Genomic DNA, 21,499 nt, shown 5'->3' on the forward strand with positions numbered 1-21,499 from the left:
AATGCACAACAAGCCTGGTGGCTGAGCCGCTGCCGGGCATGCACAACACACAGAAAAGAGTGCAGACATGACGTGGCGTGGATTGACCCTGGCTTTGCTGCAGGCAGCGTTGATGGGCCTGGGGTGGTGGCTGGGGCAAGCCTGGGGCGTGGCCGCGGGTGCGCTGCTGGCCACCTGGCTGTGGATGGCTTGGGACATGTGGCGTGCGCGCAAGCTGCTGGTGTGGCTGCGGTCGACCGAGCTGCAGCAGGCGCCGGCCATGTCCGGGCTATGGGGAGAGCTGTCCACCCGCATGCGCCGCTGGCTGCGTCTGGGTACCCAGCAGGTGCAGCAAAGCGAACAGCGCCTGCAGGACATCTTTGCGGCCTTGCAGGCCAGTCCCAATGGCCTGATCCTTCTGGATGCCACCGGCCACATTGAATGGTGCAACCAGATGGCGGAGCAGCAGTTCGGTCTGGATGCGCAGCGCGACATGCTGCAGTCCATGGGCAATCTGGTGCGTGATCCGGCTTTCAGTGCCTATTGGGCGCGGCATGACTTTGCGCAGCCGGTGCTGATGCAAGGGCGTGACAGTACCGCAGCGCGGCCGGTGCGACTGTCGGTGCAGCTGTATGCCTATGGCGATGGGCGACACCTGCTGCTCTCGCGCGACATCACCTCGCTGGAACAGGCCGAAGCCATGCGCCGCGACTTCGTGGCCAATGTGTCACACGAGATTCGCACGCCATTGACGGTGTTGGTGGGGTTTGTGGAAACGCTGCAGACCCTGCCGCTGGAAGAAGACGAGCGCAAGCGTTTTCTGGGCCTGATGGCGCAGCAGGCGACGCGCATGCAAAGCCTGGTGCAGGACCTGCTGACCCTGTCGCGGCTGGAAGGCAGTCCGCTGCCCGCGCGCGGAGAGTGGACGCCGCTGGCGCCGCTGCTGCGCCAGTGCGAGGATGAGGCCCGCGCCCTGTCCGACATGGTGACCCGCAAGAGCGGGCAAGCCCATGTACTGGAGTTTCCTCCCGCATCGGCCGTACAGATCGACGTGGCGGGCATTCCCGCCGAGTTGCAAAGCGCGTTCTCCAACCTGATCAGCAATGCCATCCGCTATACGCCGGCGGGAGGCCATATCGCTGTGACATGGACTTCCCATGCCGACGGCAGTGCCACGTTCGCGGTGCAGGACAGTGGCCGGGGCATCGACCCGGAGCATGTGGGGCGCCTGACGGAGCGCTTCTACCGCATTGACCGCAGCCGTTCGCGCGAGACGGGGGGCACAGGGCTGGGTCTGGCCATCGTCAAGCATGTGCTGCAGCGCCATGGTGCGCAACTGCACATCAGCAGCATCCTGGGCAAGGGCTCGACTTTTTCCGCCACGTTCCCGGCCCAGCGCCTGCGTGCGCACGCGATCGGCTTTACCGGCAACTGAAATCTTTCAGCGTGGCCACTCGTCAAGCCGGTGCGGCCTCATCCGGGGTGGATGGCTGGGTCCGGGGTGCTGCGAGCCTGCGGCAAAAGCCGCAGGTGGCGCTGCAACATGGCGACAAAGATCAGGGCCGTCACGGCCAGTGCCAGCACGCTGGAAGCCCAGAACGGGGTCGGGGAGCCCCGCCATGCCGGTGGCCATTCCCACAGATAGGCCATGGCGTAGCCTCCGCCCAGGCCCACGCCCCACAGCATGGTGCTGTAGGTGACCAGTGGTGCCAGGGTGATGCGCAAGGCGCGCAACACAAAGATGCAATAGCACTGGATGCAGTCGGCCAGGTGGTAGGCCGCAATCCAGCCCAGCAGGCCGGTTGTCAGGGCGGCCACGGCCGCATCCTGGGTGTACAGGGCCGCGATGGGGCTACGCAGCAGCCACACCGTCAGGGCCAGCACGGCGCCCAGGCCGGCGGCCAGGCGCAAGCCCTGGCGCGCCATCTGCGCTGCATGGGCCGCATGCCCGGCGCCCAGCCAGTAGCTGACCCGGGCGCTGGTGGCAATGGCCAAAGACAGGGGCACCATGTAGCACAGCGCGGCCAGATTGGCGGCAATCTGGTGGCTGGCCGAGGACAGGCTGCCTTGGCGGGCGATGAACAAGGCCATCAGCGTGAAGGAGGTCACCTCCACCGAGATGGACAGGCCTGCCGGTATGCCCAGCCGGGCAAACTGACCTAGTTGCTGCCGGTCTGGCTGCTCCATGGGGCGCCACAGTTGCAGCGGGGCATACAGCGATTGCCGGCGCAGCAGTGCAATGGCCAGCAGCACCGTGGCGTATTGCACCAGTAGTGTGGCCCAGGCACAACCTGCGGCGCCCATGGCGGGCAGGCCCAGGCCGCCAAAGGTGAACCAGATGGACAGCAGAATCTTGGGCAGCAGGGACAGCAGCTGCAGCCAGGTGACGAGCTGCGGGTGGCCCAGCGCCTGGTTGAGGGTGGTGAACAGCCGGAAGAACAGGGCGGCCGGCAATGCCATGGCCACTATGCGCAGATAGCTGCGCACTTCGGGCTGCAATGCCGGCGGGACTTTGGCCCAGTCCAGCAGCAGGCCGGGAGCCAGCAGCGTGGCCATGCCGACGGCGGTCACCAGCAGGTAGAGGTACAGCGACTGGCGAAAGGACTGGCCAATGAGCGCGGGCTGCCGGCGGCCATGCTGCTCGGCCCAGATGGGCAGCAGGGCCTGGAGAATGCCCATCAGCGAGATGTACACGCTGACAAAGATGGCGCTGGCCACGGACAAGGCGGCCAGTGCGTCGGAGGCATAACGGCCCGCTACCACGGTGTCGGTGACGCCGAAGGCCATTACGGCCAGCTGCCCTGCCAGCACCGTGCCGGCATGCCGTGCCACAGTGCGTATTTCGCTCATGGGCTCAGCGGCGCTGCAGGATCAGCAGGCGGTCTTTCTTGTCCGTGGGACGGGCGGCGATTGCATGCTGTTTCCATTGGGTGGTGGCGGCAGGCGACAGCGTGGCCCAGTAGGCCGGTTCGGTGATCGTCCATTCGCAATTCCGGGCGCGGTCCACCCGGAATAGCTGCAGTTGCCATGGGGTGTAGTACTGCAGTGCGGCGACTTCCGCACGGCCCAGGCCGGCCACGTTCACGCAGGCAGAGTCGTCCGCAGGTATCGCTGCCAGCACCTGGCGCATATGGGGGGCATCGCTGCGCCCATAGTCCAGCGCAGGCAACCACAGCGTCATCAAGAGCACCCAGCCCAGCGTGGCACCGCCTGCGGGCAGCACCAAGCTTTTCCAGATGGCTGCGCGGTGGCGGCGCGTGCGCCAGGCCACCAGCAGCAGCCAGGCGACCGTGGCCGCCAGAGCAACGGCAAATGGGAACCAGGAGAACGTGGGCGTGAAACCGGGGGCCAGCCTGGCCACATTGGCGGCCGGCTTGGCGGGGAAGCCGGTCTGCATGGAGATCCAGATCACCCAGATGGCAATGCCGGAGATGGTGAAGAAGATCAGGGTGAACCAGTCAATCAGCGCGCCCAGGCTGCGCCGGAGCGTGGGCAGGGCAAAGGCGGCCAGCATCGAGATGGCAGGCAGGCCCAGCAGCAGTGCGCGGTCGGCGGGCTGGGTGGTCAGGGTGGCACCCACCGCCAGGACCCACAGCCACAGTGGCAGGGTCAGGTGGGTGTGGCGTGCAGGTGCTGCCAGTTGATGGCGCCAGCGCCACAGGGTCCACAGCGCCAGCGGCCAGGCCGGCCAGCTGAACCAGGTCAGCAGCCTGCCCAGGCTTTGCCATTCCTTGCCTTCCACCCAGGGATTGATCAGGCGCCATTCCCACAGACCTAGTTTCCAGGCGATGAAGGAGGTGAATGCCACGGCGCACAGCCACCAGATCGCCCAGGTGCCCTGGTGCTGCAGGTCGGTGCCGCGGGTGTGCCAGGTCAGCACGGCAATGCCCAGGCCCAGGATGGATGCCAGCGACGGCGCACCGCTGAGGGTCAGGCCCAGCAGGCCGATCCCCGTCAGCGCAGCCGCCAGCCGGGGGTGGTAGGCCATGGCCGCAGCGGCCAGCAAGGTGATGGTGCCGAATGCCAGCTGGGCCAGATAGCTGCTGGTTTCGTGCGAGAACTGTGCCAGACCCAGGCAGGCCATCAGGGCCAGCAGGCCGCCGTCGGCAATGGCGCGGGCGTAATCCTGGGGGCGAGCCTCGCCGCCGAAGGCGAACGCAACCGGCTGTGCGCCCGGGGTGCGGGCCAGGTAGTACACCGCCCACCACATGGACATGAAGGTCAGCACCAGCAGAGCGATGAAGGGCAGGCGCACCACCCATTCCGGACTCCAGCTGGAGGGAAAGATCTGCAAGGCCCAGGCCCCCAGCCAATAGGGCAGCAGACCTTCGGTCGACGGGGAAAGCCCCAGCATCGAGGGGCGCAGCCAGCTGGTATCCCCGGCAGCCAGGGCACGCATATAGCCGAACGATGCGATGTCCGTCTCCCGCCAGGGCGAGCGGCCGATAAAGCCGGGGAAGACATAGGCAGCGCACAGCAGCCACAAGGCCCAACGGGGCAATGTGCGCACGGCGTTCTGGGCAACGATGGCGGGACTGGGCGGATTCATGGGCGAAAAACGGGCATCAGGCACAGCAGCCTGTCAGGTACCGCGCAGCATACCGGGCGCGGCAAATAAAAAGGCAGCACGGTCGCCCGGGCTGCCTTTTTGGCGAAAGAAGCAGAGATTACTTCTTGCCGAAGCGGTTGCGGAACTTTTCCACGCGGCCGCCCATGTTGTCCACCGACTTTTGGGTACCGGTGTAGAAGGGGTGCGACTCGGAGGAGGTATCCAGCTTGAACAGGGGATATTCCTTGCCTTCGAAGGTTTCGGTTTCCTTGGTGGGCACGCACGAACGTGTCACAAACTTGAAGCCGTTGGACAGGTCCGAGAACAGAACTTCGCGGTAGTCGGGGTGAATGCCTTCTTTCATGATCTTCCTTTGGTCAAGTGCGGTAGCCGTGCCTAACCTGCTACAACCCTTGTAGCAGTCAATGCATTAAGCGTACTTTCCGCAATAGAAAAAGCCCCTGATTATACATCGAGGGGCTTTGTCAGTGTGCGGGAGGCAGGGATTTAGCCGCCGCGGCGCATCATGTCGAAGAAGTCCACATTGGTCTTGGTGGCCTTCATGTTCTTGATCATCAGCTCCATGGACTCGATCTCGTCCATGTTGTACATGAACTGGCGCAGGATGCGGGTCTTCTGCAGGATTTCGGGTGGCAGCAGCAGCTCTTCGCGGCGTGTGCCGCTCTTGTTGAGCTCGATGGCCGGGAACACGCGCTTTTCATACAGGCGGCGGTTCAGGTGCAGTTCGCTGTTGCCGGTGCCCTTGAATTCTTCAAAGATCACTTCGTCCATGCGGCTGCCGGTGTCCACCAGGGCGGTGGCGATGATGGTCAGCGAACCACCTTCTTCCACCTTGCGGGCGGCACCGAAGAAGCGCTTGGGGCGCTGCAGGGCGTTGGAGTCCACACCGCCGGACAGCACCTTGCCGGAGCTGGGCACCACGTTGTTGTAGGCGCGGGCCAGGCGGGTGATGGAGTCCAGCAGGATGACCACGTCCTTGCCCAGTTCCACCAGGCGCTTGGCGCGTTCGATCACCATTTCGGCCACGTGCACATGGCGGGTAGCCGGCTCGTCGAAGGTGGAGGCAATGATTTCGCCCTTCACCGAGCGCTGCATTTCCGTCACTTCTTCCGGGCGCTCGTCCACCAGCAGCACCATCATGTGCACATCGGGGTGGTTGGCCGTGATGGCGTGGGCAATGCTTTGCATCATCATGGTCTTGCCGCTCTTGGGCGGTGCCACGATCAGTGCGCGTTGGCCGCGGCCAATGGGGGCAATGATGTCGATGATGCGGCCGGTGATGTTCTCTTCACCCTTGATGTCGCGCTCCAGGCGCATCTGTTCCTTGGGGAACAGGGGGGTCAGATTCTCGAACATCACCTTGTGCTTGTTCGATTCAGGCGAGTTGCCGTTGACCTTGTCCAGCTTGGTCAGGGCAAAGTAGCGCTCGCCATCCTTGGGAATGCGCACTTCGCCTTCGATCATGTCGCCGGTGTGCAGATTGAAGCGGCGCACCTGGCTGGGGGAGATGTAGATGTCGTCCGTGCTGGCGGTGTAGCTGGTGTCGGGGCTGCGCAGGAAACCGAAGCCATCGGGCAGGATTTCCAGCACGCCATCGGCAAACACCTGTTCGCCGGCCTTGGCGCGCTTCTTGATGATGGCAAACATCAGCTCTTGCTTGCGCATACGACCGACGTTTTCGATCTCAAGCGCTTCGGCCTGCTTCAACACTTCGGACACGTGCAGTGCCTTGAGTTCGTTAAGGTGCATGGAGTTGCTCCTGGGCGGAGTCTTTAAGAAATCAGGGGGGGCGTAGGGCCGAGGGAGACCATTGATTGCGTGGTCTGCTGGCGCTGCCGGAAGAGATCAGGACCCGCAAGCCGATGCTGCATTGCGAGGTCTGTGCTGATTATGACAGGAAATGCCGGGCGTTCGCTAGTTTTGCGGGAAACGGGCCGGTTCCTGGAGGAATGGGGTCTTGGGGAAACACATTGCCCGGGGCACGCACTGGCCCGGGCAATGCGGAGGGTGATCAGGCCAGGTTCTGGTCGATGAAGGCCGTCAGCTGGGCCTTGGCCAGGGCGCCCACCTTGGTGGCAGCCAGTTCGCCGTCCTTGAACAGCATCAGGGTGGGGATGCCGCGGATGCCGAACTTGGCGGGGATCTCGCGGTTTTCGTCCACGTTCATCTTGGCGATGGTCAGCTTGCCTTGGTAGGCACTGGCCACGTCGTCCAGGATGGGGGCGATCATCTTGCAGGGGCCGCACCATTCGGCCCAGTAATCCACCAGCACAGGCGTGCCAGATTGCAGCACGTCGGCTTCAAAGCTTGCATCAGAAATGTGTTTGATCAGGTCGCTGGCCATGGGGTTCCTTGTTGGTTGCTTGCTTATTGCAGAACGGAATCAGAAATGCGGTTTGGCAATATGCCGAGAGTTGGGGTTATTGTCGCAGAAAGCAATCTCCAGACTTAGGGTGTGGACAGGGTAGGAGGCGCTATGACGCTGATAGCATTCGGTGATCGCATGCTGCATGCCAGCCTGCCGAATCTTGAATCCCGCCGCCACTGCGGGCCGACGGCAGGGCGGGGGATGCCCTTGTCGCTGCAGCCATGTGGCTTCAGCACCACAATCGCGCCCTGCTTGTGCCGTGTACCTGCGTCACCCCGCCGCCAGGATGGGTTGCCACGCGGTCTGTACCTTACGAATACGTTTTATGACTCTCTCCGCTTCTTCGCAGGACGCCCTCCACGCTGGCCCTGCCGCCCTGGATTGTGAAATCGCCATCATTGGCGCCGGCCCGGCGGGCCTGATGGCCGCAGAACGCCTGTCGGCGCAGGGGCGTGCGGTGTGTGTGTTTGACGCCAAGGCCTCCGTGGGGCGCAAGTTTCTGCTGGCGGGCAAGGGGGGAATGAACCTGACCCATTCCGAGCCGCTGGAGGCCTTTGTGGGGCGGTATGGTGACAGTGCCTCGCATCTGCGCCCCCTGTTGGAGGCCTTCGGTCCGCAGCAGGTGTGCGAATGGGTGCAGGGCCTGGGTCTGCAGACTTTCGTCGGGTCGTCCGGACGGGTGTTCCCCACCGACATGAAGGCGGCGCCTTTGCTGCGTGCGTGGATGACGCGCTTGCGCCAGCAAGGCGTGCGCTTTTTCATGCGCCACCGCTGGACCGGGTGGGCGAGCGACGGCAGCCTGCAGTTGCAGGCCGAGTCGGGCTGTGTTGCCGTGCGCGCGCAGGCCGTGTTGCTGGCACTGGGTGGCGGCAGCTGGGCCCGCCTGGGGTCGGACGGGGCGTGGGTGCCCTGGTTGGCGGAGCGCCAGATTGCCGTGGCGCCTCTGCAGCCCAGCAACTGCGGTTTCGACGTGGGTCCGGCGCCGTCGGCGGAAGGCGAAACACGCCGTGCCTTTTTGCAAGGCCTGGTGGGGCAGCCGGCAGACCAGGGCGGTTGGACGCCCTGGTTCAAAGAGCGGTTTGCCGGCCAGCCCTTCAAGTCGGTGGCCATCCGGTTTGTGGGCAGTGACGGCCGGGTCTTTGACCGCCGTGGTGAATTCGTGGCCACGGAGACGGGGGTCGAAGGCAGCCTGGTCTACGCTGTCTCCAGCCAGCTGCGGGACGAGATCCAGCGCAGTGGAAGCGCGGTGTTTCACCTGGACCTGCTGCCAGCCTGGAGCGATGCAAAAGTGCTGAGCGAAGTGCGCCACCCGCGCGGCTCCCGCAGCCTGTCCAGCCATTTGAAAGGGCGCCTGGGGCTGGATGGCATCAAGGCCGGCATCCTGCGTGAGGTGCTGAGCAAGGCAGAGATGGAAGATCCCGTGCGTCTGGCTGCGGCCATCAAGGCGCTGCCCATCACGGTGGTGGCGCCACGGCCCATCGACGAGGTCATCAGCACGGCGGGGGGGGGTGCGCTGGGAAGCAGTGGATGCGGACTTGATGAGCCGCCAGCAACCAGGCCTGTTCTTTGCCGGAGAGATGCTGGACTGGGAAGCGCCGACGGGGGGGTATCTGTTGACGGCTTGCATGGCCACGGGTGTGCAGGCCGCCCAGGGGATGGACCGGTTCCTGGCTTCCCAAGCCGCCGCAGCGTAAGGCTGCGTTGCCAGGGCGGCCGCGTGCAGTCTGCTGTTGCCCCTTGGCGGGCTGGTTGCGCCGGGGGGCGGTTCTCAGATCTCCGCTGCGTCTTCAGAGTTGCCCACGGCGTCAAAAAAGGTCTGCTGCCAGGCCATGCGGGCGCCGCGCAAACCCTCTATCAGTGCCTTCTGGTCGTTGATGACCTGGTTGCGCAGCGTGCTGAGACCTTGCACGCTGTTCTGAAATTGGCGGGTGCCAATTTCAAACTGGCTCAGTCCGCTGCTGGGCCAGTTGCCCAGGGCCTGCATGCGTTCCCACCATATCTCCGCCTGGGCCGCTGCAAGGTGGCTGCAGGTTTCGTTGAAATCCATGCAGCGCTTGGTGCCATCGTTGGCCAGGTGAACCAGTGACTTTTGATATTCCACATTGGCTTTGAATACAGCCAGAGGGATTTGCGGGATTTCGGTTTTTTGTGCCATGACCAACTCCTTTTATCGGTTATGGGGATGGGGTGTCCAGAAAAGGGGAATTCATTGCCCCAAGGTCTGAATCATTGGATCCTGTTGTGATGTATTTGTGGTTATGCTAGCGCGAAATCTGCAAAATTGTGATGCCGGCACATAGAGTTACATCCGAATGAATGTTCCTGGTGCTCAGAAGAAAATGCAGTCAGTGGCTGTTATGTCGGTCTGCATTGCTTTCAATTGAATAGCGCAACCAAATTTTCCAGCGTCCAACTGTTGATACAGGTCATGAAATCCGGCCTTGTGGCTGGTGCCTGCGTGGTGGCGCGGAGGGCATTGCAGGCCTGTGCAGGCATTGGAATGCACTGTGCAGAAACTTGCTGGAGGTGAAAAGGATGGAATAATTATTTGTATACAAGTTAATGTAAATATAGAAGATATATGGCGTTATTCTTCTGCGCGAAAAAATATATCCGCGCTGAATGTGAATTATTTTCAATGAATGAGTGGGGGATATAAAGGCAGTATCCATGGGATATGCCCGTGCGCCATGAGGTTTCTTTGGCGCTGCGCGCAAAACCTCTGTACGCCTTTGTACGCATATGTACGCCCTTGTCCGGTCCTGTCGTGCTCTGCACGGTAACACCTTGTCTCTGCTGCCCGCTGGCGATTGAGGGGGCTGTGTCGGCGGTCCTCAGCGGGAGTGATTGACTTCGATGGAAACATGCACCAGTTCCTCGTGAATCTGGAGCAACTGGCGGATGTAGTCGGGCGTGACTTCCGGCTCTCCCACCACCGCCACGATGCAGGCGTATTTGTCTTTGCCTACGCGCCAGACATGCAGGTCGGTGATGTCGGCGGGCAAGGGGCCTTCGGCAATCGCCTCGCGCACCTCCTGGGTGACGGGGGCATCCATCTCGGCATCCAGCAGCACCCGGCTGCTGTCGCGCAGCAGGCCCAGAGCCCACGCCGCCACCAGTACGGCCCCGATGAGGCCCATGGCCGGGTCCAGCCAGGCAAAGCCCCACAGCATGCCGCCGAGCAAAGCGACGATGGCCATCACCGATGTGGCTGCATCGGCAAGCATATGCAGATACGCCGAGCGCAGATTGAGGTCGCCGTGTCCTGCATGGGAATGTTGGTCGTGACCGTGGTGTTCGTGCCCATGGTGATGGTGGTGCTGGCCTCCCTTGAGCAGCCAGGCGCACAGCAGATTCACAACCAGCCCCAGTGCCGCGATACCAATGGCCTGTTCATAGTGGATGGAGGAGGGGGACAGCAGGCGTTCCACGGACTGGATGGCCATCAGCGCTGCGACCAGCAGCAGCAGGATGGCGCTGGTGTATCCCGCCAGAATTTCGATCTTCCATGTGCCGAAGGCAAAGCGTTGGTCGCCGGCCAGGCGCCGCGCTGCGGCATACGCTCCCACGGAAAGTCCCAGCGCTAGGGCGTGGGAGCTCATGTGCCAGCCATCGGCCAGCAAGGCCATGGAGTTGAAGTAATAGCCCCCGGCAATCTCCAGGGCCATCATGGCCAGGGTCAGCAGCATCGCCAGCTTGGCTTTCTGTTCCGCCAAGGGGTTGCCTGCATCAAAGACGTGGGAGTGTGTGCGGGCAGCCGGCTGGGCTGCGTGGGGGGGCATCGATGCGGCGTTCATTCATATACTGTACCCCAGTATATTGATGGCGTTAAAATTACCACCTATGTCGCATACAGTTCTCAACAAAAAACCGCTGCTGGCACGGATTCGGCGTATCAAGGGCCAGACCGAGGCCTTGGAGCGCGCGCTGGAGGGTTCGGCCGAGTGTGCGGTCATCCTCCAGCAGTTGGCTGCCGTGCGGGGTGCCGTGAATGGGTTGATGCTGGAAGTTTTGGAAGGGCATGTGCGCGAACACCTGGGTGATGCCGATGCCCCTGCAGAGCAGCGGGCCAAGGACCTGGACCTGGTGGTGTCGGTGATGCGTTCCTATGTGAAGTGATACCCCGGTAGGGTATCGGCAGCCGATGGCGCGTGGCTGAGCAGTGCGGGATGTAGGGGGAGTGCGGGGCGCCGGAGCCTGCGCCCCTACCGCCGTCATCCAACCTTTGATTTCAAGCAGGCAGAAGCCGCTGCGGATGCGGCATCGCCTTCAGCAGGCCACGGTCGGGGCATCCAGGCCCCCGATCATGGTGGCGCAGTCTTTCGGGCGAGGGCTGGGACCTGCTGCCATGGGCGCGAAAAAGCACTTGCCGGATGGGCCGGTGCGTCACAGTCGGTTTTTTGCGTAGCGTTGGGAGAGCCTTTGGTGGAAGACAGCCTCTTGTCTGCAAAGAGGATTTCCAGCTAAAGGTGACGAGCCTGATCTCGGCACTGGTTTCACAGTTAGGGCTGCTTGGTTCCCCACCTGACCCGGTTGGCTGCTTCCCCATGCGAGGAGGCCCGTCACCTCGCATTGTACCCGAGGATTGATCCATCGCCGGCGCGAATGCCTTGACGGCGCAAGGCGGGTGCGCCAGCCCGTAGAATCCTGCGCATGTCCTATCTCGTGCTTGCCCGCAAATACCGCCCCCGCAATTTCTCTGAAATGGTGGGGCAAGAGCATGTCGTGCAGGCGCTGACCAATGCGCTGACCCAGCAGCGCCTGCACCACGCCTATCTGTTCACGGGCACGCGTGGTGTGGGCAAGACCACGGTGTCGCGTATCCTGGCCAAATCGCTCAACTGCGTGGGGCCGGACGGTCAGGGCGGTATCACGGCCACGCCCTGCGGCGTGTGCCCGGCCTGCAAGGAAATCGACAGCGGACGCTTCCCCGACTACACCGAGCTGGACGCTGCCTCGAACCGCGGTGTGGACGAAGTCCAAAGCCTGCTGGAGCAGGCCGTCTACAAGCCGGTGCAAGGGCGCTTCAAGGTCTTCATGATCGACGAAGTGCACATGCTGACGAATACGGCATTCAATGCCATGCTCAAGACGCTGGAAGAGCCGCCGGAGTATCTGAAGTTCGTGCTGGCCACCACCGATCCGCAGAAGGTGCCGGTCACCGTGCTGTCGCGCTGCCTGCAGTTCAATCTGCGGCCCATGGCGCCCGATACGGTGCTGGAGCATCTGACCAGCGTGCTGGGGACCGAAAGCGTGCCGGCCGAGCCTCAGGCGCTCAAGCTGCTGGCGCGCGCTGCCCGCGGCTCCATGCGCGATGCGCTGTCGCTGACCGATCAGGCCATTGCCTTTGGCAGCGGCCAGCTGCAGGAAGCCACCGTGCGCCAGATGCTGGGCAGCGTGGACCGCAGCTATGTGTTCCGTCTGATCGGGGCACTGGCGCAGGGCGATGGCCGTACCGTGGTGGAAACGGTGGACAGCCTGCGCACCAACGGTGTCTCGGCCTCGGCCACGCTGGAAGACATGTGCGCCGTGCTGCAGCGCATGGCCGTGCTGCAGGCCGTGCCGCAGATGGCCGATGCGGCGGACCCTTCCGATCCGGAAGCCGCCGAGATGGCCGCCCTGGCGCAGCAGATGCCTGCCGATGAAACCCAGTTGCTCTACAGCATCAGTCTGCATGGGCGCACCGAACTGGGCCTGGCGCCCGATGAATACGCTGCGCTGACCATGGCGTTGCTGCGCCTGCTGGCCTTCAAGCCCCAGGGCACAGCCGATGCGGCCACGGTGGAAAAAAAAACTCTAGCGAAACCCGTCACACAGGCTGAAGCAGCCCGCATCCAGGCGCCGGCCCCGGCGCAGGCCAGCGCGCAAGCCGTCACAGTGGTGGCTGCGGAGCCGGTTCCTGCTGCGCCGGCCGTTCCGGAGGTGGCACCGGTTGTGCCTGCCGCTGCCCCTGTGCAACCGCCGGCATCCGTCGCGCCGGTGCAGGCTCCGGCCGTGGCGCCTGCCGTCCAGTACACTGCGTCGCCCATCGCGGCGCCAGCGCCTGCCGGGGAGCCTGCTGCGCGCGCCACCCCGGCGGCTGCCGATGTGGTGCAGGCTCCCGCACCCGTGGCACCCCCTGCAGCGCCGAAAGCCACTGCTGTGCAATCGCACGCAGCGCCGCAGCCCGCGCCGCAGCCTGCCGTCGTGCCGCCGGCCGGTGTGCCAGCCGTGAGTAACGAAGTGCCGCCCTGGGAAGATATTCCCGAGGTAGCGGTGGAAGAATCCGACAGCAGCGACGATGCCGACTCCGCACCGCCCGCCTGGGAGGGGCCCATGGACGGCGAGCCCATGGACCTGCCGGATGATCCGCTGGACGCCATGGAACCTGTGGATGCCGCTCCCGCACCGCGCAGCGCACCCGCGGTGCAGGACTACGCTCCGGCACCCGCGCCGCTGGAAGTTCCGACCACGCCACTGGGCGATGTCTGGCATGGCGTGGTGACGCAACTGGTGCAGGCCGAGGCCGTGACTGCCCTGGTGCGCGAGCTGGCGCTGCAGTCCCAGTTGGTGGCCCAGGAGGGCGACAGCTGGACGCTGCGCGTGGAGCGCACCTCGCTGAACCAGGCTACCGCCAAGGAGCGGCTGCGCAAGGCTTTGGCCGACGCCGGGCACTGCCAGACGCTGGTAGTGGAAAATGGCGCTGCGGCCGATACCCCGGCCAAGCGCAATACCGCGGCTGCCCAGCGTCACCAGAAGCTGGCGGAAGCCATTGTGCTGAACGACCCCCAGGTGCAGACATTGATGCGCGCGTACGGTGCCAAAATCGTGCCTGGCAGCATTCGCCCTGCATAAGCAGGGCCCGGCAGACGCTGCCCATGGCACGTCTGCTTCTGTGACCGATTCATACTGAGAAAACCAACGCAAAGGATTTAGCCATGTTCAACAAAGGACAACTCGCCGGCCTGATGAAGCAAGCCCAGGCCATGCAGGACAACCTGAAGAAGGCCCAGGAAGAGCTGGGCAACATCGAGGTGGAAGGTGAGTCCGGCGCCGGTCTGGTCAAGGTCGTGATGACCTGCAAGCACGACGTCAAGCGCATCACCATCGACCCCAGCCTGCTGGCCGAAGACAAGGACATGCTGGAAGACCTGGTGGCCGCCGCTTTCAACGCTGCCGTGCGCAAGGCCGAAGAGACCAGCAACGAGAAGATGGGTAAGCTGACCGCTGGCATGCCCGGTCTGCCCGGTGGCATGAAGTTCCCGTTCTAAGCACCGCGCGCAGCCGCCCTGCGTCGCTTGTGCGTTGCCTTGCCGCCCTGCGGCAGCGGATGGCGCAGGGCGCAGGGCGCGGCACGGGTGGTGTTCATCCTGCAGCCTGCTGCTGCACAGGCCGCCGTGGCCAGGATGGGATGAACGCAGCGCAGCTGTGCTGCAGGGCCGGACGGACTGTGGTCCGGGTGGTCTGTGACCGAGGGAAAGCGCTGGCGCTTTCCCTTTTGCTTTGGGCGCTGCCGTTTCGCTGCGCACTGGGCTGGATATTTCTGGATTCTGGAGTGTTGCCGATGTCCGAACTGCTTCAACCGCTGGAGCCCCTGATCCAGGCGCTGCGCCGCCTGCCGGGCGTGGGCGTCAAAACTGCGCAGCGCATGGCGTTCCATATGCTGCAACGCGACCAGGAAGGTGCGCGCCAGCTGGCGCGGGCGCTGGTGACCGCCGTGGATTCCGTGCGCCACTGCGAAAAATGCAACACCTTCACGCACGAGACGGTGTGCAGCATCTGCCGCGATGAAGGGCGCGACGCCGCTCGCCTGTGCGTGGTGGAGACGCCGGCGGATCTGGCGGCCATGGAGCGCACAGGCGCCTACCGTGGCTACTACTTTGTGCTGATGGGGCGGCTGTCGCCCATGGACGGTGTGGGCCCCAAGGACATCGGCCTGCCCGAGCTGCTGGTGCGCACCCAGGAACCGGCGCTGCAAGAGGTGATTCTGGCCACCAGCTTCACCGCCGAAGGCGAGGCCACGGCCCACGCCATCACGGAGCTGCTGCAAGGCCGCTCCATCGAGGTCACCCGTCTGGCGCGGGGCGTGCCGGTGGGCAGCGAGCTGGAATATGTGGACCTGGGCACGATTGCCCATGCGCTGGTGGACCGGCGCTGAGCCCGACCCACGCCGCTGCCATGCGGTGGTGGGGGCGCAAGCAGGGGCGCTGGCAAGCAAGGCAGGGCCGCGTGCCTGCCTTCGCAGCCGCTTCGGCCGCCCTGATCGCATCACAGCACCAGATGCACAAAAAAAGGACTGCCCAGGCAGTCCTTTTTTGATGGCGCAGGGCCTGGTCAGCGCTTGCGCTTGGAAGGCGTTCCGCCCTTTTGGGCCACCGCGGTCTTGCCTTCGTTGCGCGGCACGGCCTTGACAGCGGTCTTGCTGTTGCGGCTGACCTTGGTCACGGTCTGCTGGCGGCCGTTGCCGCTGCTGGCCACACTGGCGGCCACACGGGCCGGAAGGTACATGGTCAGTGACTGGCCGCTGCGCAGGCTGGCATTGGGGCGCAGGTCGTTCCAGCTCACCACATCGCTGGAGCTGACGTTGTAGCGCCGTGCAATGCTGATGATGGTGTCACCCTTGCGGGCCTTGACGGTGCTGCGCCGCGTCGTGACTTCGGGTGCAAAGGCGATGCTGGCGGTATCCGCCACCTGGCCGGAGACATCGCCGGCTTCGCCTGTACGCGGGATCATCAGTGCCGAGCCGGACTTGATCAGCATGCGCGGCGGGATGTTGTTGGCGGTACGCAGGTCGTACTCGCTCATGCCGGCGCGCTGTGCGGCATCGGCCACGCTCATGGTGCGTGGCAGCACCCACACCGTCCAGCTGGCATGCTGGCCTTTGTCATAGGCTTCCAGGTTGCGGCGGAATACCTTGGCATTGTCCCAGGGTAGCAGGATCTGCGGCGTGCCGGCCGCCAGGATGACGGGTTTGTGGAATGATGGGTTGAGGGCGCGGAAGTCTTCTTCGCGCACGTCGGCCAGCTTGGCGACCAGGGCCACGTCGATGTCGCGGGTGATTTCCACGGCCTGGAAATAAGGGTGGTTCTCGATCAGCGGCAGCTGGGCGCTGAAGCGTCCGGGCTGGGCAATGATGTTCTTGACTGCCTGCAGCTTGGGCACATAGTTGCGCGTTTCGGCGGGCATGTTCAGCTCGGTGTAGCCCGTGCCCAGGCCCAGCGTCTGGTTGCGCTTGATGGCGCGACCCACGCTGCCTTCGCCCCAGTTGTAGGCGGCCAGGGCCAGGTGCCAGTCGCCGAACATGTTGTAGAGCTTTTGCAGATAGTCCAGCGCTGCGCGCGTGGAGGCCATCACATCGCGCCGGTCGTCGCGGAAGCTGTTTTGCTTCAGGTCGAAATAGGTGCCTGTGGCGGGCATGAACTGCCACATGCCGGCGGCCTTGGCGCTGGACACGGCCTGCGGGTTGAACGCGCTTTCGATATAGGGCAGCAGTGCCAGTTCGGTGGGCATGTCGCGGCGTTCCAGCTCTTCCACGATGTAGAACAGGTATTTGCTGGAGCGCTCGGTCATGCGCTGGATGTAGTCGGGGCGGCTGCTGTACCACTGCTCCTGGTTCTGGACCAGGTCCTGTTCCAGATCGGGCATGGCAAAACCGTTGCGGATGCGTTCCCACAGGTCGGCTGGCGGCGTCAGCGATGCCACCTTGCCGCCGCGGGCGCTCTTGTTGCTCAATGGGCTGAGCGGACCTTGGGGAATATGGCTGGTGACCGACGCGGTGCTGGCGTTCGGTGCCGTGCCATCGGTGGGCGTGGTGGTGGCGCAACCGGCCAGCCACAACGCACTGCACAGTAAAAGAATATGCCTCAAATTCATTGGAATACGTTTTTCCATTCGCGCAGCGCGGTGAAGACGCTGAGCGGGTGTTGGGTGTCGAGGTGAGGCGCGAATTGTGAAGCCCCTTGGGCTACTTGCACAACGTTACAACGCAAAAAAGGGTTGATTTCGCGCTCCACCGCCAGGGACGATGGCAGTGTGGGCTGTCCCTGTGCACGCAGATTCTGGCAGTGTGCCGCATGATGGAGCAGCTGCACATTGTTTGGTTCCACGGCCAAGGCGAAGCGCAAGTTAGAAAGTGTGTACTCATGTGCGCAGCACACGCGGGTGTCGGCGGGCAGGGACGCCAGTTGCTGCAGCGAATCGAACATCTGTGCCGGCGTGCCTTCGAACAGGCGGCCGCAGCCGGCCGAAAACAGGGTATCGCCGCAGAACAGAATGGGGGCATTCCCGGGGCCGGGACCTCCAGGGCTGGCACAGTAATACGCCACATGGCCGCTGGTGTGGCCGGGAATGGCCAGTACCTGCCAGTGCAGGCCCAGCAGGTGCAAGGTATCACCGCCGTCCACGCGGGTGGCCGGTTCGGGAATGGTCTCGAAGGCGGGACCGTAGACCGTGGCGCCGGTGGCTTCGCGCAGTGCCGCCACGCCGCCGACATGATCGGCATGGTGGTGGGTCACTAGAATGGTCCGCAGCGCAAGGCCCCGGGCCTGCAACACCTGCATGACAGGCTCGGCCACGCCGGGGTCGACCACCAGGGCCTCGTGGCCATCGTGCAGCAACCAGATGTAATTGTCCGCCAGCGCGGGTATGGGCAACAGGTTCATGAGTGAGACGAATCGGGTAGTACACCCTTGGAATGCGACGGCGTCGGGCCAGTACCTGCTGGACTGGGAGCAGCAACGCTGCGACGAGGCCGTGTCCGATATTTTCGGCTATCACAGCCTTCAGTGGGGTATGCCGATGCTACAAGGGTTACGAACCAACCGCATGCCCCACCGGTGGCTGGCCCTGGAGTCCCCGGAGCAGGCCGCCTGGTGCCCGCCCGCCGCACAGGAAGGGGAGGTGGCGGCGGACAGTCCGCGGTGGGCTCCCGCTTTCTATGCCGATTTCCGCGCGTTGCCGCTGGCCGATGCCTGCATGGACCTGCTGATCCTGCCGCACACCCTGGAGCTCAGCCCCGACCCCCACGCCACGCTGCGCGAGGTGGCGCGCGTGCTGATGCCCGAAGGCAAGGTGCTGATCTTTGGCCTGAACCCCTGGAGCCTGTGGGGTGCCCAGCACGCGCTGGAGCGGCCGGCGGAGGACGCTGCCAATGCCACGCGGGGAATTGCCTATCTGCGGCTGCGCGACTGGCTGCGGCTGATGGAGCTGGAAATCGAGGCGGTGGACTTCGGCGCCTTCACCCCCCATGTGCAGCAGGCGCGCTGGCAGCAGCGCTGGGGCTGGATGAACCGTGTGGGAGCCAAAACCTGGCCCATACTCGGCGCTGTTTATTGCGTGGTGGCCATCAAGCGCGTGCAGGGCATGCGGCTGCTGGAGCCCGGCTGGCGCACGCGCCGTGTCAATGCGCCAGGGGCGGTGCCCGTGGCCCAGCGCAATCCATCGTCGAAATACAAGGATATGAAGTTGTGAACAAGGTTGTGATCTACACGGACGGCGCCTGCAAGGGCAACCCCGGCCCTGGTGGCTGGGGTGTGCTGATGCAGGCGGGAGACGCCAAGAAGGAACTGTTTGGCGGCGAACGTGAAACCACCAACAACCGTATGGAGCTGCAGGCGGTGATCGAGGCGCTCAGCGCCCTCAAGCGTCCCTGCGATGTGACGCTGTACCTGGACAGCCAGTACGTGCGCAAAGGCATCACCGAATGGATCCACGGCTGGAAGGCCAAAGGGTGGCGCACGGCCAGCAAGGAACCCGTCAAGAATGCAGAGCAGTGGCAGCAGCTGGACGCGCTGGTCAGCGGCGCCGGCCACCGCATCGACTGGCGCTGGGTCAAGGGCCACGCCGGAGACCCGGGCAATGAACGCGCCGACGCCCTGGCAAACAAGGGCGTGGACCAGGCACTGGGGCGGCTGTAAGCACCGCGGACGCCACGCTCGCCATGCGCGCGATACGCTTGTTGCACCCCGTCGTACGGGAAGTGCGGCCGGGCTGCTGTGCCTACCTTCGACGAACGACAAGTAATGCAAGCCCTTAGCAGGGAGACCCTGGTGGCGCTGGCCATGGAAAACCCCGCCAACCGTGCCTTGCTGGCGTTGCTGCCCACGCTGGAGCTGCCGCAGGGCATGCTGACTGCGGGCTGCCTGTTCCAGACGGTGTGGAACCTGCAATCCGGCCGCCCGCCCCAGTGGGGCATCAAGGACTATGACGTCATCTACTTTGACGACGATCTGTCCTGGGAGGCCGAAGACCGCGTCATTGCGCGCGTGCGCCAGGCATGCCAGCGCCTGGGCGTGCATGTGGAGGTGCGCAACCAGGCCCGTGTGCACCTGTGGTATGCCCAGAAATTCGGCGCCAGCTACGCGCCGCTGCACCGGGCCACCGATGGCATCGACCGCTACCTGATCTGCTCCACCTGCATCGGGGTGGACGTTGCCACCGGCGTGCTGTATAGCACCCACGGACTGGACGATCTGCAGCGCAATGTGCTGCGGATCAATCCCCTGAACCACCAGCCTGCCATGTTTGCCGACAAGGTACGCAGCTACCAGGAACGCTGGCCATGGCTGACGGTGGAGGCAGCATGCTGAGTGGCTGTGGCGCGCGCTTGGCCGCATGGCTGACGATTTCCCCGTGCCAGAATGGCGCGCATGGATGCTGAACCGGTGAAGGAGGGCGCATGCGGGCGCTGCACGAGCTGTTGAACCATGCCGAGTCGGCGTTGCCGCTGATCACGGCGTGGGCCCGGGATGCGGAGCTGCCCGTGGAGCTGTTGCCGCCCTCGGCCGCATGCGATGCGGTGCTGCTGGCGCTGCAGGTGACGACGCGTTCGCCGCTGGGGGCCATGGCCCATGGCACCGGCGGCGTGCTGGTCGATGGGGGCTGGCTGCGCCTGCTGGGTTCGGGTCATCCCCGGCTGTCGCGCGATCTGGCGGCATGGAACCAGTCGCGCGGCGATGGCTTTCTGTTGGTGGGCGATGATGCCGTGGGCGGCTTCTTCGCCATCAACGGCGGTGCGCTGGGGGCGGACCGGGGAGGCATCTACTATCTGGCACCGGACACCCTCGCCTGGGAAGCGCTGGAGATGGGGCACACGGCGTTCATGCAGTGGGCTTTTTCCAGCCGTCTGTGCGACTTCTACCGCGATTTGCGCTGGGAGGGCTGGCAGGCCGATGTGGCGGCGCTGGATGCCGACAGTTGCATGGGTTTCTATCCTTTTCTGTTCACTGCCCAGGGTTCGGTGCACACCAGCGCACGCCGGCCCACGCCCGTGGCGGAGCATTACGCTTTCATGTGCCAAGGCGGGACGCAGGCCTGCAGCAGCCCGTGAGGCAGGGAGCCGGGCAGGCCTCGGCAGCACCTTGCACCGCCATGGAACCACACTGAGACGACGATGGTCAGTTACACACTCGACAACGGCGAAACCTTGCATGCGCAGGCGCCGGACACTTTCTATCTGCCGCCTGGCGAGATGCGGGCCGGGTTGAATGTGGGCGACTTTGCCAAGCTGGTCTTTCGCATCACCCACGAGGCAGGGGAGAACGTGGAGCGCATGTGGGTGATCGTCCAGGCCCGCCAGGGTGCGGGCTATCTGGGCACGCTCGACAACCAGCCGTATTGCACGCAAGCCCTGGCGCCTGGCCTGCAGGTGGCGTTCGGCCCCGAGCATGTGATCCAGATCCTGCGCGGCGATTAGGCGCACAGCCCATGCGCAGCCCGCTTTCGCTTCCTTCCTTCCTTCCTTCCTTCCTTCCTTCCTTCCTTCCTTCCCCATCTCCCTGCCGCCCCAAGCGGCCTTTGGCCTGTTGAGCAAACAGGAGCTGCGCGCGCTGGCGGACAGGCTGCTGGTGCAGGATGTGCTGGCGGTGGACAGGTGCATAGCGTTTGTGCTGGCGGACACCCGGGGACTGTGGCATGGCCGGGCCCGGGCAATGGTCTGCCGCCGCCTGAAGCACTGCCCGCTGGGGCGCAGCCAGCGCACACAGCTGCTGTCCAGCATTCTTCTACGGCTGCAGACCGGAGCGTTCGCCGAACAGTTCAAGGACCAGCTGCGCCTGGCACGGCATCTGGACCGGCAACGCACCCTGGCCGCTGCGGAACGCGCACTGACCAGCAGCCGCCCCTATGTGCAGCGTTATGCGCAGTGGACGGTGGCGGTGTGCCAGTCCCCAGCGCCATCCATCGCCGTCTCTGTCCCCCGCGCCAGCCCCACCTGACCGGCATTGCCGCGCGGTAGCGGGTTCCGTTTCAGGCGGCCTCCACCACCATCCGCACCGCCGCTTCAGCCTGTGCGCCCTGTGGCCGCACGGTCCTGCGGATTTCCTGGCCGTCCTGCAGCAGCACCAGCGTGGGCCAGAGCTTGACGCGGAACAGGCGTCCCAGGCGGCGGCCGGGGCCGTCTTCCACCTTGATGTGCTGGATGTCGTCTCGCGGTGCCAGCACCTTGCGGATGGCGTCCTGCGCGCCCAGGCAGTGGGGACACCAATCGGTGCCGAACTCCAGCAGCACCAGGCCGGGCAGGGCTTGCACAGCCTCGGCGATGGGCTCTGGCAGGGTGGCGGTATCGGTGTAGGCCATGGATGCGTTGACTGCAAAAAGAATGCAGC

Annotated in this window: 21 protein-coding genes and 1 other RNA gene; 12 read left to right on the plus strand and 10 right to left on the minus strand. The window is 64.4% G+C overall.

The window, feature by feature from the left end; genetic code table 11:
- The first annotated feature begins 67 nt into the window (after positions 1-67).
- On the plus strand, positions 68-1,414 hold the full coding sequence (phoR, locus tag CT3_RS06930; RefSeq protein ID WP_066535832.1) for a phosphate regulon sensor histidine kinase PhoR: 1,347 nt from the start codon (positions 68-70) through the stop codon (positions 1,412-1,414).
- Between the two features lie 38 nt (positions 1,415-1,452).
- On the opposite strand, the gene CT3_RS06935 is transcribed toward phoR, so the two are convergent.
- The 5 genes from CT3_RS06935 to trxA all read right to left on the minus strand — a co-directional run bounded on the left by CT3_RS06935 (position 1,453) and on the right by trxA (position 6,893).
- Positions 1,453-2,829, minus strand: a complete 1,377-nt coding sequence (locus CT3_RS06935) for an MATE family efflux transporter (RefSeq protein ID WP_066535821.1) — start codon at positions 2,827-2,829, stop codon at positions 1,453-1,455.
- 4 nt (positions 2,830-2,833) lie between these two features.
- Positions 2,834-4,528: a hypothetical protein gene (locus tag CT3_RS06940; protein ID WP_066535819.1), complete on the minus strand. Its 1,695-nt coding sequence runs from the start codon at positions 4,526-4,528 to the stop codon at positions 2,834-2,836.
- Positions 4,529-4,646: 118 nt separating this feature from the next.
- Complete coding sequence (locus CT3_RS06945) at positions 4,647-4,892, minus strand: type B 50S ribosomal protein L31 (RefSeq protein WP_066535817.1); 246 nt, start codon at positions 4,890-4,892, stop codon at positions 4,647-4,649.
- Positions 4,893-5,035: 143 nt separating this feature from the next.
- Positions 5,036-6,298 carry a transcription termination factor Rho gene (rho, locus tag CT3_RS06950; RefSeq protein WP_066535811.1) on the minus strand — a complete coding sequence of 421 codons (1,263 nt, stop codon included), beginning with the start codon at positions 6,296-6,298 and terminating at the stop codon, positions 5,036-5,038.
- Between the two features lie 262 nt (positions 6,299-6,560).
- Complete coding sequence (gene trxA / locus CT3_RS06955; protein WP_066535802.1) at positions 6,561-6,893, minus strand: thioredoxin TrxA; 333 nt, start codon at positions 6,891-6,893, stop codon at positions 6,561-6,563.
- Between the two features lie 349 nt (positions 6,894-7,242).
- Between trxA and CT3_RS06960 the strand changes: the two genes are divergently transcribed.
- A complete protein-coding gene (locus tag CT3_RS06960) occupies positions 7,243-9,003 on the plus strand; it encodes a TIGR03862 family flavoprotein (protein WP_428042430.1) in 1,761 nt (586 codons plus the stop codon).
- A 748-nt stretch (positions 9,004-9,751) separates the two neighbouring features.
- Here CT3_RS06960 and dmeF read toward each other — a convergent pair.
- Positions 9,752-10,714 (minus strand): CDF family Co(II)/Ni(II) efflux transporter DmeF, encoded by a 963-nt coding sequence (gene dmeF, locus CT3_RS06970; protein ID WP_066535796.1) that lies wholly within the window; start codon positions 10,712-10,714, stop codon positions 9,752-9,754.
- Positions 10,715-10,760: 46 nt separating this feature from the next.
- Between dmeF and CT3_RS06975 the strand changes: the two genes are divergently transcribed.
- On the plus strand, positions 10,761-11,036 hold the full coding sequence (locus CT3_RS06975) for a metal/formaldehyde-sensitive transcriptional repressor (protein WP_066535792.1): 276 nt from the start codon (positions 10,761-10,763) through the stop codon (positions 11,034-11,036).
- Positions 11,037-11,385: 349 nt separating this feature from the next.
- Here the strand turns inward: CT3_RS06975 and ffs are convergent.
- An RNA gene (gene ffs / locus CT3_RS06980) (signal recognition particle sRNA small type) lies at positions 11,386-11,481 on the minus strand.
- Positions 11,482-11,570: 89 nt separating this feature from the next.
- Between ffs and dnaX the strand changes: the two genes are divergently transcribed.
- The 3 genes from dnaX to recR all read left to right on the plus strand — a co-directional run bounded on the left by dnaX (position 11,571) and on the right by recR (position 15,054).
- Complete coding sequence (gene dnaX / locus CT3_RS06985; RefSeq protein WP_066535791.1) at positions 11,571-13,751, plus strand: DNA polymerase III subunit gamma/tau; 2,181 nt, start codon at positions 11,571-11,573, stop codon at positions 13,749-13,751.
- Between the two features lie 83 nt (positions 13,752-13,834).
- The gene (locus CT3_RS06990) at positions 13,835-14,167 is read left to right on the plus strand and encodes a YbaB/EbfC family nucleoid-associated protein (protein WP_066535790.1); all 333 of its coding nucleotides are present in this window, start codon (positions 13,835-13,837) and stop codon (positions 14,165-14,167) included.
- A gap of 293 nt (positions 14,168-14,460) precedes the next feature.
- Positions 14,461-15,054, plus strand: a complete 594-nt coding sequence (recR, locus tag CT3_RS06995; RefSeq protein ID WP_066535787.1) for a recombination mediator RecR — start codon at positions 14,461-14,463, stop codon at positions 15,052-15,054.
- A 176-nt stretch (positions 15,055-15,230) separates the two neighbouring features.
- On the opposite strand, the gene CT3_RS07000 is transcribed toward recR, so the two are convergent.
- Together CT3_RS07000 and gloB are read right to left on the minus strand one after the other, a co-directional pair.
- Entirely contained in the window at positions 15,231-16,769 is a 1,539-nt protein-coding gene (locus tag CT3_RS07000; protein WP_066535784.1) for a transglycosylase SLT domain-containing protein, read from the minus strand.
- On the minus strand, positions 16,766-17,557 hold the full coding sequence (gloB, locus tag CT3_RS07005; RefSeq protein WP_066535781.1) for a hydroxyacylglutathione hydrolase: 792 nt from the start codon (positions 17,555-17,557) through the stop codon (positions 16,766-16,768). Before gloB ends, CT3_RS07000 begins: the two co-directional genes overlap by 4 nt.
- Between gloB and CT3_RS07010 the strand changes: the two genes are divergently transcribed.
- From CT3_RS07010 to CT3_RS07035, 6 genes are all read left to right on the plus strand, one after another.
- Positions 17,556-18,365 carry a class I SAM-dependent methyltransferase gene (locus tag CT3_RS07010; RefSeq protein ID WP_066535779.1) on the plus strand — a complete coding sequence of 270 codons (810 nt, stop codon included), beginning with the start codon at positions 17,556-17,558 and terminating at the stop codon, positions 18,363-18,365. The genes gloB and CT3_RS07010 overlap by 2 nt on opposite strands.
- Positions 18,362-18,811, plus strand: coding sequence for a ribonuclease HI (gene rnhA, locus CT3_RS07015; protein WP_066535778.1), 450 nt, complete (start codon positions 18,362-18,364; stop codon positions 18,809-18,811). The genes CT3_RS07010 and rnhA overlap by 4 nt, the downstream gene beginning before the upstream one ends.
- A 105-nt stretch (positions 18,812-18,916) precedes the next feature.
- A complete protein-coding gene (locus CT3_RS07020; RefSeq protein ID WP_066535775.1) occupies positions 18,917-19,483 on the plus strand; it encodes a nucleotidyltransferase family protein in 567 nt (188 codons plus the stop codon).
- An 89-nt stretch (positions 19,484-19,572) separates the two neighbouring features.
- On the plus strand, positions 19,573-20,223 hold the full coding sequence (locus tag CT3_RS07025) for a DUF2625 domain-containing protein (protein WP_066535774.1): 651 nt from the start codon (positions 19,573-19,575) through the stop codon (positions 20,221-20,223).
- A gap of 63 nt (positions 20,224-20,286) precedes the next feature.
- On the plus strand, positions 20,287-20,589 hold the full coding sequence (locus CT3_RS07030; protein ID WP_066535772.1) for a hypothetical protein: 303 nt from the start codon (positions 20,287-20,289) through the stop codon (positions 20,587-20,589).
- 109 nt (positions 20,590-20,698) lie between these two features.
- Positions 20,699-21,109, plus strand: a complete 411-nt coding sequence (locus tag CT3_RS07035) for a hypothetical protein (protein WP_066535770.1) — start codon at positions 20,699-20,701, stop codon at positions 21,107-21,109.
- A gap of 31 nt (positions 21,110-21,140) precedes the next feature.
- On the opposite strand, the gene CT3_RS07040 is transcribed toward CT3_RS07035, so the two are convergent.
- The gene (locus tag CT3_RS07040) at positions 21,141-21,470 is read right to left on the minus strand and encodes a thioredoxin family protein (protein ID WP_066535769.1); all 330 of its coding nucleotides are present in this window, start codon (positions 21,468-21,470) and stop codon (positions 21,141-21,143) included.
- Positions 21,471-21,499: the final 29 nt, after the last annotated feature.

Source organism: Comamonas terrigena NBRC 13299, assembly GCF_006740045.1.
Classification (GTDB): Bacteria; Pseudomonadota; Gammaproteobacteria; order Burkholderiales; family Burkholderiaceae_C; genus Comamonas; species Comamonas terrigena.